This is a genomic window from Streptomyces sp. NPDC048461, assembly GCF_055587105.1.
This window is the reverse complement of record NZ_JBVJGW010000044.1, coordinates 1-12285: the sequence shown is the minus strand read 5'-3', so window position 1 is coordinate 12285 and position 12285 is coordinate 1. Positions and strand designations below refer to the sequence as shown.

The window sequence follows — 12285 nt, the reverse complement described above, 5'->3', positions numbered from 1 at the left end:
CCGTCCTCTCCACGTGGTGTTCCTGCTTGCCGTTCCGGTGCAGCCGACCGTATGGGCTCAAGTAGCCTTGAGGTCAACAGGAGGCTTTGCATGACGAGCGACCGTTCCGGCGGTGTCCGGGCCACCCCGGACGACTGGCTGAGCATCGGCGAGGTGAGCGCGCGGACCGGGGCGGCCGTCTCCGCCCTGCGGTTCTACGAGGAGCTCGGCCTGATCGCGTCCGAACGCGACGACCGCAACCAGCGTCGCTACCCCCGGCACATGCTGCGCCGTGTTGCATTGATCTCGGTGGCCAAACGGATCGGCATCCCGTTGCAGGACCTTCGAGAGGCGTTCGCCGACGTGCCGCTCGACCGCCCGCCGAGTCACCAGGAGTGGCAGCGCGCCTCGCGGAGCTGGAAGCGTCGTCTGGAGGAGCGCCGACAGACCATCGAGCGGCTCGAGGCCGAGCTCACCGGATGTATCGGATGCGGATGTCTCTCGATGAAGGCGTGCGCCCTGCTGAACCCCGGCGACACGCTCGCCGAGGACGGTGTCGGCCCCCGACGGCTTTGAGGCGGAGCAGCGCGCACCAGAGCGCTCAGGCTCAGCAAGGTCGCTCATCGGTCTGACGGGACACCGCCTGGGATAGGCCCTCGCTCAACTACGCGGGCGACGTGTGCGTCTGCTGGCCGTCGTCGCGAGCTCGGGGAAGGTGTCCTCCCAGACCTCGCGGAGGTGCCGGCTGACCAGGGTGCGCAGGACGGGCCACTGGGCGAGCAGGAGGTCGCGGTTCAGGAGGGCTACGAGGTCCTCGTGCTGCCCCTCGGCCAGGACGGTGCGGTAGAGCCCCATGCGCAGGCGCGGGCGGTCGAGGTCGTAGGAGCGCAGTCCGGACCAGGCCACGTGCAGCGGCAGCTCGACCACGCCGTGCCGGGGCCCGGCGAGCTTCTCCAGCGAGGCGGGCAGCCGGGCCGCGTACCGGGCGTGGAGCACCTCGGCCGCCGAGGGCTCCGTACTGCTGGAGGAGGGCGTGACCATGCACCCGATTATCCCGCGCCCCGTGCGTCTCCGGTACCGCAGAGGCGCGTACAGCCCTCACGGGCCGCCTGGGCCTCGTGCCCGTGCTAGCGGTTGCGGGCCTGTGGGGCGCAGGGGGTGACCGTGGGCGTGGGGCTTGGTGTCGGGGCGGGGCTTGGCGTGGGGGTCGGGCTCGGCGTCGTGGGGGCGGGGGTCGGGGAGGTCGCTGTCTGCGGGCTGGAGGAGGGCTTGGGGAAGTCGGCGGGTTTGAGGTTGGTCATGAAGATGATGTCCGCCGGCTTGGCGAACGCCGCCCGCTGCACGGTTTCCCGGCCCGGGAGGCCGGCGCGGGGCATGAGCTGCCCGCCGGCCCGGCTCTGGCCGGGCGGGCAGAGGCCGTGTGTTCCGGTCAGGGAGTCTCCGGCCAGGACCGCGGCCAGCGCCAGAGCGGCCACCGCACTCGCCGCGGTCAGCGGTCGCAGCGCGGGGCGCAGGACAAGACCCGCAGCCCGCCGCAGTCCGCCGGCGCCGGCGGCCGGCTTCGGCGGGTGCGGGACTGTTCCCTCGTGGGTGGGCGGCCCGTCCTGACCGGTCGTCCGGCGGGCGTGGTGGAGGAGCTGTTCGGCTTCGTGCCGGGCCTGGGCCCGGATGCGGGCGGCTTCCGCCTCCGCGGCGGCGCGGAGGCGTTCGGCGTCGGTGCGGGCGTCCTCGCGCAGGGCTTCGGCTTCCTGGGCGGCGGCGTCCAAGCTCTGCCGCACGGTGGCACGGAGGCGTTTGCGGGCCGGATGTGACGCGTGCTGGAGCAGCTTCACCTCCTGCCACCGGGCGCGCCATGCGGCGACGAGTACCGGGTCCGCGCGGAAGCCCGTTGCAGCGGCGGGCGGGAGGCCCGGGGGGATCGTGACGACCCGGACGAACTCGAGCAGGGCCTCCAGGGAGCTGAACCGCTTGCCGGTCAGCATCTCGTTGAGGCCGGCCCTCGTCAGCCTCGGCCGGACCGAGGCGCCTGCCATGACCGAGTAGGACGGGGCGCCGTGGGCGATGTGGATTCGGTTCAGCTCCCCGGCGAACGCGCGCAGCGCCGTCTCGAACGCGTCCACGGCGGCGGCATCGTTCGGCTCGATCCCGGGGTCGTCGTCTGTCACCGGATCACCCTCCCCTGTCCGAAAGGCAACGCTAGAGGGCCTGGGGCCGTACGTACGCGGAATGCGTCGGACGATGCCGAACGCTCGGCGGCGTTCGAGTCCGGCCCGCGGTCGCCCGGCCCGGGAGGGGCGGCGTCCGGGTCCGTGCGGGCCCGTACGGATCACTGGGGATACCGCCCCGCCGGCCGCTCTCCTGGAGGCATGACCCACACCGAAGCAACACCCCCGACGCCCGTCCCCACGGCCCCGGACCCCGACCCCACGCGGTCCCCCGCGCGACAGGAACCGGCCCCGTCGCCCGGCACGCCGCGCAACCGGCATCACGACACCGTCGTGCTCATCGCTCTCCTCGCCACCTGCGCCGGCATTTACCTCACCGTCGGCGAGGCCGGCTTCGCCGGTGTCATCACCGCCGTCGCCGGCCTCTACGGAACCCTGCACATGCGTCGCTGACCACCCCGCGTGACGCCCACCCCACGGGCGTCACGCAGGCAGGGTCGCCGGGTCGAACGCTCCGGAGAACGCGATCACGCGTGCACATCGGCTCGTGAGGGTGCGTGAGGGCGGTACCGGTCAGGCCGCGGTCCGGGGCTGCGCCGGCGCAGCGGCCGTGGTGGCGGTGGCGGTGGCCTGCTGGTGCTCGGCGTTGATGCGCTGTGCCTCTTGCAGCTGGTCTTCGAGGATGACGATGCGGCAGGCGGCCTCGACGGGGGTGCCGTGGTCGACGAGCTCGCGGGCGCGGGCGGCGATGCGCAGCTGGTAGCGGGAGTAGCGGCGGTGGCCTCCGGCGGAGCGGAGCGGGGTGATCAGACGGGCGTCGCCGATCGCGCGCAGGAAGCTCTGGGTGGTGCCGAGCATCTCGGCGGCCCGGCCCATCGTGTAGGCGGGGAAGTCATCGTCGTCGAGACGGCTGAAGGAGTCGTCTGCGGTCATTTCACCTCTCTGTGGAACATGCGGAGGGGCCCGGGCGCCTGATGGCACCCGGGCCCCGAAGGAACTGCTACACCATCTGCCGGCCCTGATACTGCGCCGGCCTACTTACTCCGCTCGCCCGTCCGGGGGGGGTGGACGGGGGGTGCGGGGATCGCGGTTGCTCGACCGGAGACCACCTCGCTATCGATGTCCTGCGGTACCCGGACTCAGACCTCGGCCCGGGCGATCCTGATGGCGCCCCATTCCTCCGTTCATCCCTCGGACGATCAACTACTCACCACTGGGAACTGCTCGCGGCCTGACCGAGCGCCACGCTTCCGGCAGCCAGCCCCGTCGCCCGTCCTGCGTCTGCTCTGGCTTGGAACCCCACTGCCGAACCTCCCGGTGCGCGCGTCCGCAGCCCGACGCCTTCACCGAGGTACTGCCCATCGACTTCACTGCTGGTACTGCACCACTGCGGTACTGCCCACGGCGGCCCCTGATCACTGCGGGCCACCCGGTCCGGTGACCAGTCCCGTCGCCGACCTGCACAAACCCTGGCTTCGACACTCCACCACCGCACCGCACTGCAACTACGGGTACTTCGGTACTGATTGCCCGGCAGTTCGTCTCTGCCAGGCCCTTCGGTCTCTCTGGGCTACGAGAGAAACCATAACCACGCGATCGCCCAATGTCTACTCTGGCCGTCATAGTTTTTCGCGTGCGCGTCGTTGAGGTAATCGGGTGCTGCCGGGTTGAACGGCTGCGGGCCGGGGCACAACGACCGGGCAGGCAGGGCCGGACACCGACAACAGACCCCGGAGCGCGTGATGACCACGACGAGCGCCGAGCGCACAGCCCCTCGTTCCCTGTCCGCCGTCGCCGAGGCGCGCCAGGCCGCCCGGGCCTTCCTCGGGGCCCTCGGGCAGCCGGCCATCGGCCGGGAGCAGGCCGACACCGTCGTCCTGGTCGTCTCCGAGCTCGTGACGAACGCGCTGCGCCACGGCGGGGGCGCCTACACCCTCCGCTTCGCCGCCCGCCCCGGCACGGTCGAGGTCGCCGTCGGGGATCCCGGCCCGCGGATGCCGCGGATGCGGACGCCCGACCTCGTCGAGGGGACGGGCGGGTTCGGCTGGCACATGGTCAACGACCTCGCCCACCGCGTCGTCGTCACGCCCGAGCCCGAGGGCGGGAAGACCGTCCGGGCCTTCCTCCCCCGGTAACCCGCCGGGCGGCACCCGCAGCGCCCGCGGCGCCCGCGGCACCCATGGGGCCCGGCAGGCGGCAGGGCGGGCTGCGGGCGGTGGACCGTGGAGGGCCGGGAAAGCGGTGTCGCGGTCCCCCGAACGGCCTGGCTAGGCGGCGAGCATGCCGCTGCGCAGGCGGGTCAGGATGCGGGTGAGCAGGCGGGACACCTGCATCTGCGAGATGCCGAGTTCGACGCCGATCTCGGACTGGGTCATCTCCTGGGCGAAGCGCATCCGCAGTATCTCGCGGTCGCGGTCGCTCAGTTCGCGCAGGAGCGGCGCGAGGGTGTGGATGTCTTCGAAGAGCCCCATCGCCGGGTCCACGTCACCGACCGTGTCGCTCAGCGGCCTGCTCTCGCGGGTGGCGGCCGTGCGGTCGGTGGCGCCGGTGGCCGAGTCGACGGAGGCGCTGGTGTAGCCGTTGGCGGCCACCAGGCCTTCCATGACGTCCTCCTCGGAGAGTTCGAGGTGCTCGGCGATCTCCTTGACGCGCGGTGCCCGTCCGAGGACCTCGGTGAGCGCCTCCTGGGCCTTGGCGAGTTCGACGCGGAGTTCCTGCAGGCGGCGGGGGACGTGGACGGCCCAGGTGGTGTCGCGGAAGTACCGCTTGATCTCGCCGGTGATGTACGGGAGGGCGAGGGTGGAGAACTCGACCTCGCGCTCGGGTTCGAAGCGGTCGATGGCCTTGATCAGGCCGATCGTGCCGACCTGGATGACGTCCTCGATCTCGATACCGGCGCTGATGCGGGCGGCGAAGCGGCGGGCGGCGAACCGGACGAGGGAGATGTTCATCTCGATCAGGGTGTTGCGCGCGTACTGGTACTCGCGCGTCCCCTCCTCCAGCTCCCTCAGCCGCACCAGGAACAGACGCGACAGCTCCCGGGCGTCCGCCGGCGCCACCTCGCGGGGGTCGTCGATCTGCGGCAGGGGCCCCGCGAGGCGTCCGGAGACGGCGGCGGGTTCGGTGCGGGTGAAGGTGTCGGGGGCTGCACTCCGGGCGGTCGTGGTGGCTGCGGCGACGTGGGACATGAAACCGTTCCTCCCCTGCACGAATGGTCTGCGCGGGCCGTGTGCCCACACAAACGGAATCCCAAGCAGACGCACCCGGGTCGTCGGCCCGGTCACGGCACGGCGGGCCCGGTTCCTCCAGGCGGGGGCCGGGCCGCACGGCCGGCCCCCGCACCGCGTCCGCGGGCCCGCGCCGGCTCCTCAGGCGGCCGTGGCCAGCGGCTGGGGACGGCGCAGTTCGACCTGGCCGAAGAGGAGGGCGTAGCCGTCGGGCAGCCGGCGCAGGATGCGGGCGAGGAGGTCGGGGCCGGCGAGGCGGCCGGCGACGGCGAGTACGGCGCCGGTGTCCCAGCGGGCGACGGCCGGGCTGGTGCCGGTGCGGGCGGCGAGGTCCTTCACGAAGCCCCAGCCGGTGAGGTGCTCGGTGTCGGGGACCTGGGCGGTCAGGGTGAGGGCCGCTTCGACGGGCAGGCACTGGGCGAGGCCGGCGCGTTCCCCGCCGGTGAGCTGGCGGCCGAGGGCGGCCAGGACGTGGTGGACGGCTTCCGCGGCGCGTTCGCGGGTCGGGTAGGCACCTTCGTAGCGCACGCGTTCCAGCAACTGGTCGAACGTCATGAACGTCTGGGACGGGTTCGGTCGCGGCTGGTCGTACACGGCTGCGGTTGCCTTTCTCTGCGGAGGGTGCGGCCTGCGGCCGGTGACGGCCGGCCGGGCCGGGGTCAGGTGGGCTGAGGCCGGGTGGGCCGGGGTCAGGTGGGCTGGGGGTGGCCGAAGAGCAGGTCGTAGCCGGGCGGGAGCTGGAGCAGGACCTCGTGGGTGAGGTCCTCGCCCGCGGCGGCGGCCGCGGTGGACAGGACCGCTCCGATGTCCCACAGGGCCGTCTTCTCGGTGGCGCCGTCTATCCAGGCCGCGGTCGCGCGGACGAACCGTTCCGGCGAAAGGGGCTCCGCGGCCTGGAGGGGGTTGAGGAGGATCAGGGCGTACGTCTCGGGGAGGCGGGCGGCGAGTTCGGCCCGCACGGTGCCGACCAGGTGTGCGCCGAGCAGGGCCAGGACGACGCGGGCAACGCGGTCCGCCTCTTCGGGGGTTTCGTACTCGCCGCGTTCCTGGACGTGGGCCAGGAACGCTTCCCTGCGCATCGACATCACGTCACCTCCGGAAAGGGGTGAAGGGGTCAAAGGGGGTGCGGAGGGCGGGGTGCCGGAGGGGGAACCGGGTCTTCCCGCCCTCCGCTGCCGGCTGGTGCCGGAGGGTTCAGCCGGAGATCTGCCTGCGGCCGGCCTCGCCGCCGATGCTGATCTTGCGGGGCTTGGCGCGCTCGGCGATCGGGATCCACAGGGTCAGGACACCCGCGTCGTAGTCGGCTTCGATGCGCTCGGTGTCCAGGGTGTCGGCCAGGACGACCTGGCGGGAGAAGACACCGAGGGGACGCTCGGAGAGCTCCATCTGCACGGTGTCCGCCTTCGCGGCGGGACGGCGCTCGGCCTTGACCCGCAGCATGTTCCGCTCGACGTCGATGTCGATCGCCTCCGGGTCCACGCCGGGGAGGTCGAAGGCGATCACGTACGCATCGCCCTCGCGGTAGGCGTCCATCGGCATGACGGACGGCTTCGACCAGGTCCCTGACGTACCCGACAGCTGCTGGACGATCCGGTCCATCTCGCGGAACGGGTCAGTGCGCATCAACATCGCGAAACACCTCCAGTTGGCTCAGGCAGAAACTGCCAATGCGCTTCAACGTGCATCCGTTGTAACATGTCATCGAAACGATGACAAGCACGGAGTCATCTGGAGGATGACGAGACGACGGAGAGTCCCATGACCGAACCCGCCCCGCCGGCCACACCGGTTCCCTTCCCCGCCGCCGCAGCGGCCCTGGAGGCCATCAACCAGTCCGTAAGGGACGCGCAGCAACCGTCCGCGCACCCGCCTGCCGCAGCGCCGCCCGCGGCCGGCTCCGGCCCGCACCCGGCCCTGGCCGCACTGCTGACGCTGCGCGAGGTACGCGAACAGCTCGCCGGCTGGGAGAGCGGCCTGATCGAAACGGCCCGCGGCGAGGGCGCCAGCTGGGCCGAGCTCGCCGGACCCCTCGGAGTCGCCAGCCGCCAGGCCGCCGAGCGCCGCTACCTGCGACTGCGCCCCGGCGCGGCGGGTTCCACCGGCGAAGAACGCGTCCAGGCCACCCGCGACACCCGCGCCGCCGACCGCACCGTCACCGCCTGGGCCCGCGACCACGCAGCCGACCTCCGGCGCCTCGCCGCACAGATCACCGCCCTCACCGGCCTGCCCGCCGACGCCGCCGACGCGATCGGCGCCCTGAACCTGGCCCTCGGCCATGACGACGCCGCCCGCCTCGTACGCCCCCTGACCGACACCCGGGCCCACCTGCGCCCCCAGGACACCGAACTCGCCGCGCACCTCGACGCCCTGACCCGGAACATCGGGCAACTCCGGCAGAACGCCCACGACCAGCGCGGCACCTGAGCAGCACCCGCCGCACGCGGGCCCGGGCACACCCTCCCCCGCACTACAGCCGACCCGACGGGCGAGTTTGCGCCATGCGCGGTGCGGACATGACCGAGGATGCCCGTCGCAGGCGGCGGGCCGGGGTGGCGGGGAGGGGCGGATCATGGCGGCTGAGATCACTGCGGAGATATTCCTGAAGGCCTTCAACACCGTGGGGGGTGACAGCAGCTCGGCCGGGACCGCCGCGGCGAACTACGCGACCCTGCGCGGTTGGCGCACCTCGCAGACCGCCCAGGCGGCGGCCGCCGGCGCGGTCGCGATGGCGGTGCCGGTGGCCCATCTGGCGGCGCTGGCCGGTGACTTCGCGGTGCTGTTACGGAAGATGGCCGTCTGCGCCTGGGGCATCGGCTACAAACTGGGCGCCCCGGTCGACGCCGAGGACGACCTGGAGGTGATCCTCGGCCTGTGGTCGGGGGCGCTGGAGCCGGACGCGCTGAGCGTGAGCGCCGCCGGGGCGGCCGGAACCGCGGGCCTGATCACGCTCAACGCGGCCTACCCCGCCTACGCCCAGGCGGTCATGGCGCAGGTCCTGTCGAAGGGCGCGCACACCGGCGCGGTGGTGGTGGGCGGCAAGCTGGCCGGGAAGTCGGGGGGCAAGGCGATGGCGAAGCTGTCGAAGCCGTTCCTCCAGAAGATCACGCAGAAGGTGGCGCTGAAGTTCTCGATGATGCTCGGCTCCAAGGCGGCCACGGGCAGCGTCCCGCTGCTCGGAGCGCTGGCCGGCGGTGCGATCAACGCCTACTTCGTCCGCAGGTTCGCCGACGCGGCCGAGACGTACTACCGGGCCAAGATCGCCTACGGGGACGGGCCGGCGGACGTGGCCCCGGTCCCGGAACACTGACGGGAACGCCGATGCCCCGCCGTCGGCCCGCGGGCCGCGCGGGCAGCGACAGCGACAGCGACAGCGACAGCGACCCGGTCGCCTGCCCGCCTGCGCGGATAAGAAACGGATAAGATCGTGTGCATGGTGGGGTCGGGGTCGGGCACACGGTGCCTCGGAGGTTGATAACCATGGTTCCCCTGCTTCTCGTTCTTCTGCTGGCACTGATCCTCTTCGGCGCGGGTTTCGCGGTGAAGATTCTCTGGTGGGTCGCCATCGCCGTCCTGGTCCTGTGGCTGGTCGGCTTCGTCGCCCGCCCCAAGGGCAGCAGCGGCCGCTGGTACCGCTGGTAGCCCTACGACAACACCGCAGCCCCGGACGCTGCATGCCGGTGGCCTGGACCCCCGTCCCGATCGGGGGTCCAGGCCACCGGCATGTCCGCGTACCCGAACCCGCCCGGCCGGCCCGCTGGACGCCCCCGATTCCGCCGAGGCCGATGCGGCGCCGTGGTGCCGGGCGGGCTCCCTTCTCCCCCGTCGCCGTGATTCTGGGCGCACTTGGTGTCCCGCCGGGCTCCGTGCTCGTAACGTGGGTGGCGGTGGACATCGCGCTGGACCACGTCCGATCACGTCATCCAGCGATGGTGACGGCCCCGCGGACGGCGGGGGTAACGGGCGGGAAGGGCACGGGGGATGAGCGGTACCGGGAGCGGGGCATCTTGGGATGCGCAAGGGGGAGGACGACCGTCGGGCGCGGGTTCACCTGTCGGACCTGCGGCGGGGCCCTGGCCACCGGTTGCGCGCCGGCTGACCTTCCGACGTCTTTTCAATCCGATCGCTGTGGGGCGTGTGGTGTTCACACCGTCCCGGCCGGACCGGATCGACGACCCGGTGGTGAAGAGGGTGCAGTTGCTGCGGACGGTCGTCGGGCTGGTCGCCGTCACGTGGATGCTGTTGTCCTACGGGCTGGCGTCGGACGCCGACGCCGTGGTGGACGACCGCTTCGGTCAGATCCGTACCACCCTCATCACGCTGGGGGTGACGTTCCCGGTCGCAGTCGCCGTCTTCGTCGCGGCGGCCCGCCCACCCCACCGGCGCCTGTTCCTGCGCCGCGTGGGCAAACCGGCCGGAGCGCTGCTCGCGCTGGTCGTCGCGCTCGCCGTGCCACGGCTGATCACCGGTCTGGGGTACGTGGACGAGACCACGGACTGGACGGCGTCCGCCGGGCGGGTGGCACTGCTGTTCGCCCTGGGCGCCTTTCTCCTGTGGCTCGGCCCCTTCGCCCTCTACGGCATCGCGCAGTCGCTCGTGCACGTCTTCCGGACGGCGGACCTCCACGAGACGGTGCCCCCGCTGCTCGCGACGCTGCTCGTGTGGGAAGTCGCCCTCGTCGACGTGTTCCGGGGTGCCTACGACGGCGTGTCGGTCGGTGTTCGGGTGGCCTTCCTCCTCGGAGCCCCGCTGACCGTCACGGCCGCGGCACTGTGGGAGCTACGGCGGCTGCGTACGCGGCACGGCGTCACCCTGCGCGCGGCGCTGCTCCGCTGAACGCTCCCCGCTGCGGGCATGCCCCTCCCTCCCGAAGGAGGAGGGGCGGCGCAGCCCCCGGGGCTCCACGCCGTGCCGGGGGTGGTGCGCGTCGGGGGCTTCTCCGGGTGGCTGCGGGAGGGTTCAGATGCCGATGTTCTGGCCCTTGTAGTACCGGCCGAGCTCGTCGCGGTAGGTGGCGTCGCCGCGGTGCTTGTCCTTGTCGTACTCGGGAGAGTCCTTGATCTGGTCCTTCGTCAGGGCGACGTAGACCTTCTTCTCCTGCTGGTCGATGCGGTGGATCGTGCCCGCCGGCAGCAGGACGTGCTTGCCGAAGATCCAGAATCCGGTGTCGACGACGATGTGGGCGGAGCCGACCTCCGTCGTCTCCTCGTCCACGCTGCCGATCTTTCCGTCGGTCGCCTCGACGTCGAAGCCGACCAGGTCGAGAGCGGTCCCGGGGCGCGCGGTCGGGTGGTAGTTCCAGAGGTTGGTCACGAGGGCGTTCTCCTTGAGAAGGGCCGGGGGTGTCCTCGCGCCCCTGCCCGCCCCGACACCCCTGACACCCGCGGCCCCACCGGCCGACCCGCTTACCACCCGGACAGCCGAACCGGAGGGACCGGTGCTCGTGCGCGGGGGCCGTGTGGCCGGTCTCCAGCTGGAAGCCGGGGCCGGGGCGTCCCCGCCGGGCATGACGGCCTTCTGGCCTAATGCCCGGCGTCCGCCCCTGTTCCTTGCCGGGAAAAGGGCGGGTCACCACCTAATTTCGGATCGAAGCAGCGGTCGTCAACCATCGGAGCTCACACATGAATGCCCTCGGCAAGGCGAACGGCATGCCCCGGCGTCGGTTCGTGGCGCTCTCCGGCGCCCTGGGTGCGGGATCGCTCCTGACCGGTACGGGCGCCACCGCGTCCGCGGCGGCGGGTCCCGTCCCCTCGCCCGCGGAGCCGTCGTGTTGCCCCTGTCCCACGGGGCCGAATCCTCCCGGTGGCGGGCAGAGCCCCTGCCCGCCGGCCCAGCTGCAGCCCCTCTGCGGCAGGCCCACCGACACCGACCCGCTGTGGCAGGACGTGCAGTACTGCACGCAGGGGATCGTCCCGCCGAGCGGGCAGAGGCCGGACTGCCTCAAGACGACCCCCAACTACGTGGTGCTGCACGGAAAACCCGAAACCCAGCACAACTACCTCCTCCTGCCGAGCTGCAGGGTCACGGGCATCGAGTGCCCGTTCCTCGTGACGTCCGGTGTGGCGAACTACTGGCACGAGGCGTGGGAGAACGCCCGCAGCGGGGGCGACGTGCCCGTGCAGTACCCCTACATCGGGCTGGGGATCAACTCGCAGAGCGCCCGGCGCCTCAACCAGCTGCACATCCACATGGCCGGCATCCGCGACAGCACGCAACGACGGCTGCAGGACCTCGAGGCGGCGGGACGGATCGCCCCTCAGCCCGCGCAATGGGGAGACCCCCGGTACCGGGCGGCCGTGACGGGAACGCAGGGCTCGGGCGACCGCACGTACCGGATCCTCAGGCTCGACGGGCTCACACAGAACCTCTTCCCCCTGCTGAACCAGTACGTGGTGAGGCGGTTCGGACTGGACATGGCGGGCCAGACCCTGGTCGTCGTGCCGAAGGTGACGGCGGCGGGATTCACCGGGACCTTCTACGTCCTCAACAGCGACGCCTCGCTGCACGATGGAACGAACACCTGCGACCACCTGCTCGTCTACAGCTGAGGCCCGGCCGCAGCGCCGCAGTGTTCAGGGCCCGCCCGACCCCCGCCGCGGATCCAGAAGTCCCCTCATGTCCCAGCCCTCCCCCGGGCCCGCCGGGACCGGCACCGGCGCCTTTCTGGCCGTGTGCGGCCACACGCACCTCTTCCCGGGCGCTCCGGGGGAGGGCGTGTGATGCCGGCCGGTTCGCCTGCCCGCCTGCGCGGATAAGAAACGGATAAGATCGTGTGCATGGTGGGGTCGGGGTCGGGCACACGGTGCCTCGGAGGTTGATAACCATGGTTCCCCTGCTTCTCGTTCTTCTGCTGGCACTGATCCTCTTCGGCGCGGGTTTCGCGGTGAAGATTCTCTGGTGGGTCGCCATCGCCGTCC

General features: G+C 72.0%; 16 protein-coding genes and 1 pseudogene. 9 read left to right on the top strand and 8 right to left on the bottom strand.

Annotated features, from left to right (window positions below; all coding sequences use genetic code 11):
* The first annotated feature begins 90 nt into the window (after nt 1–90).
* Entirely contained in the window at nt 91–555 is a 465-nt protein-coding gene (soxR, locus tag ACZ6S8_RS37440; protein WP_469462592.1) for a redox-sensitive transcriptional activator SoxR, read from the top strand.
* Between the two features lie 84 nt (nt 556–639).
* Here the strand turns inward: soxR and ACZ6S8_RS37435 are convergent, their stop codons facing one another.
* Together ACZ6S8_RS37435 and ACZ6S8_RS37430 are read right to left on the bottom strand one after the other, a co-directional pair.
* Nucleotides 640–1020 carry a hypothetical protein gene (locus tag ACZ6S8_RS37435; RefSeq protein WP_469462591.1) on the bottom strand — a complete coding sequence of 127 codons (381 nt, stop codon included), beginning with the start codon at nt 1018–1020 and terminating at the stop codon, nt 640–642.
* Between the two features lie 86 nt (nt 1021–1106).
* Nucleotides 1107–2144, bottom strand: coding sequence for a hypothetical protein (locus ACZ6S8_RS37430; protein WP_469462589.1), 1038 nt, complete (start codon nt 2142–2144; stop codon nt 1107–1109).
* Nucleotides 2145–2345: 201 nt separating this feature from the next.
* Between ACZ6S8_RS37430 and ACZ6S8_RS37425 the strand changes: the two genes are divergently transcribed.
* A complete protein-coding gene (locus ACZ6S8_RS37425; RefSeq protein WP_469462587.1) occupies nt 2346–2597 on the top strand; it encodes a hypothetical protein in 252 nt (83 codons plus the stop codon).
* 120 nt (nt 2598–2717) lie between these two features.
* Here ACZ6S8_RS37425 and ACZ6S8_RS37420 read toward each other — a convergent pair whose 3' ends face one another.
* A complete protein-coding gene (locus ACZ6S8_RS37420; RefSeq protein WP_469462585.1) occupies nt 2718–3077 on the bottom strand; it encodes a MerR family transcriptional regulator in 360 nt (119 codons plus the stop codon).
* Nucleotides 3078–3886: 809 nt separating this feature from the next.
* On the opposite strand from ACZ6S8_RS37420, the gene ACZ6S8_RS37415 reads away from it, so the two are divergent.
* The gene (locus tag ACZ6S8_RS37415) at nt 3887–4279 is read left to right on the top strand and encodes an ATP-binding protein (RefSeq protein WP_469462583.1); all 393 of its coding nucleotides are present in this window, start codon (nt 3887–3889) and stop codon (nt 4277–4279) included.
* A 132-nt stretch (nt 4280–4411) separates the two neighbouring features.
* Here the strand turns inward: ACZ6S8_RS37415 and ACZ6S8_RS37410 are convergent, their stop codons facing one another.
* From ACZ6S8_RS37410 to ACZ6S8_RS37395, 4 genes are all read right to left on the bottom strand, one after another.
* Nucleotides 4412–5332 (bottom strand): SigB/SigF/SigG family RNA polymerase sigma factor, encoded by a 921-nt coding sequence (locus tag ACZ6S8_RS37410; protein ID WP_469462581.1) that lies wholly within the window; start codon nt 5330–5332, stop codon nt 4412–4414.
* Nucleotides 5333–5512: 180 nt separating this feature from the next.
* Nucleotides 5513–5965, bottom strand: coding sequence for a DUF2267 domain-containing protein (locus ACZ6S8_RS37405; RefSeq protein WP_469462579.1), 453 nt, complete (start codon nt 5963–5965; stop codon nt 5513–5515).
* Between the two features lie 95 nt (nt 5966–6060).
* Nucleotides 6061–6456, bottom strand: coding sequence for a DUF2267 domain-containing protein (locus ACZ6S8_RS37400; protein WP_469462578.1), 396 nt, complete (start codon nt 6454–6456; stop codon nt 6061–6063).
* 109 nt (nt 6457–6565) lie between these two features.
* Nucleotides 6566–7000, bottom strand: a complete 435-nt coding sequence (locus ACZ6S8_RS37395) for an Hsp20/alpha crystallin family protein (protein WP_469462576.1) — start codon at nt 6998–7000, stop codon at nt 6566–6568.
* Nucleotides 7001–7129: 129 nt separating this feature from the next.
* Here ACZ6S8_RS37395 and ACZ6S8_RS37390 point away from each other — a divergent pair, with 129 nt between their 5' ends.
* The 4 genes from ACZ6S8_RS37390 (at nt 7130) to ACZ6S8_RS37375 (ending at nt 10204) form a co-directional block, all read left to right on the top strand.
* Complete coding sequence (locus ACZ6S8_RS37390) at nt 7130–7795, top strand: HSP18 transcriptional regulator (protein WP_469462574.1); 666 nt, start codon at nt 7130–7132, stop codon at nt 7793–7795.
* Nucleotides 7796–7940: 145 nt separating this feature from the next.
* On the top strand, nt 7941–8678 hold the full coding sequence (locus ACZ6S8_RS37385) for a hypothetical protein (protein ID WP_469462572.1): 738 nt from the start codon (nt 7941–7943) through the stop codon (nt 8676–8678).
* Nucleotides 8679–8848: 170 nt separating this feature from the next.
* Complete coding sequence (locus tag ACZ6S8_RS37380) at nt 8849–9010, top strand: hydrophobic protein (protein ID WP_267726032.1); 162 nt, start codon at nt 8849–8851, stop codon at nt 9008–9010.
* 498 nt (nt 9011–9508) lie between these two features.
* On the top strand, nt 9509–10204 hold the full coding sequence (locus tag ACZ6S8_RS37375) for a hypothetical protein (RefSeq protein WP_469462571.1): 696 nt from the start codon (nt 9509–9511) through the stop codon (nt 10202–10204).
* Between the two features lie 123 nt (nt 10205–10327).
* Here the strand turns inward: ACZ6S8_RS37375 and ACZ6S8_RS37370 are convergent, their stop codons facing one another.
* Nucleotides 10328–10681 carry a PRC-barrel domain-containing protein gene (locus ACZ6S8_RS37370; RefSeq protein ID WP_469462570.1) on the bottom strand — a complete coding sequence of 118 codons (354 nt, stop codon included), beginning with the start codon at nt 10679–10681 and terminating at the stop codon, nt 10328–10330.
* Nucleotides 10682–10989: 308 nt separating this feature from the next.
* Between ACZ6S8_RS37370 and ACZ6S8_RS37365 the strand changes: the two genes are divergently transcribed.
* Together ACZ6S8_RS37365 and ACZ6S8_RS37360 are read left to right on the top strand one after the other, a co-directional pair.
* Nucleotides 10990–11916 carry a CDP-diacylglycerol diphosphatase gene (locus ACZ6S8_RS37365; protein WP_469462569.1) on the top strand — a complete coding sequence of 309 codons (927 nt, stop codon included), beginning with the start codon at nt 10990–10992 and terminating at the stop codon, nt 11914–11916.
* Between the two features lie 275 nt (nt 11917–12191).
* Nucleotides 12192–12285, top strand: a pseudogene (locus tag ACZ6S8_RS37360) (hydrophobic protein); the annotation flags it as partial.

Coding starts and splice junctions, on each gene's coding strand:
- soxR (WP_469462592.1), top strand. CDS start 91: ATGACGAGCGACCGTTCCGGCGGTGTCCGGGCCACCCCGGACGACTGG.
- ACZ6S8_RS37435 (WP_469462591.1), bottom strand. CDS start 1,020: ATGGTCACGCCCTCCTCCAGCAGTACGGAGCCCTCGGCGGCCGAGGTG.
- ACZ6S8_RS37425 (WP_469462587.1), top strand. CDS start 2,346: ATGACCCACACCGAAGCAACACCCCCGACGCCCGTCCCCACGGCCCCG.
- ACZ6S8_RS37420 (WP_469462585.1), bottom strand. CDS start 3,077: ATGACCGCAGACGACTCCTTCAGCCGTCTCGACGACGATGACTTCCCC.
- ACZ6S8_RS37415 (WP_469462583.1), top strand. CDS start 3,887: ATGACCACGACGAGCGCCGAGCGCACAGCCCCTCGTTCCCTGTCCGCC.
- ACZ6S8_RS37410 (WP_469462581.1), bottom strand. CDS start 5,332: ATGTCCCACGTCGCCGCAGCCACCACGACCGCCCGGAGTGCAGCCCCC.
- ACZ6S8_RS37400 (WP_469462578.1), bottom strand. CDS start 6,456: ATGTCGATGCGCAGGGAAGCGTTCCTGGCCCACGTCCAGGAACGCGGC.
- ACZ6S8_RS37395 (WP_469462576.1), bottom strand. CDS start 7,000: ATGTTGATGCGCACTGACCCGTTCCGCGAGATGGACCGGATCGTCCAG.
- ACZ6S8_RS37390 (WP_469462574.1), top strand. CDS start 7,130: ATGACCGAACCCGCCCCGCCGGCCACACCGGTTCCCTTCCCCGCCGCC.
- ACZ6S8_RS37385 (WP_469462572.1), top strand. CDS start 7,941: ATGGCGGCTGAGATCACTGCGGAGATATTCCTGAAGGCCTTCAACACC.
- ACZ6S8_RS37380 (WP_267726032.1), top strand. CDS start 8,849: ATGGTTCCCCTGCTTCTCGTTCTTCTGCTGGCACTGATCCTCTTCGGC.
- ACZ6S8_RS37365 (WP_469462569.1), top strand. CDS start 10,990: ATGAATGCCCTCGGCAAGGCGAACGGCATGCCCCGGCGTCGGTTCGTG.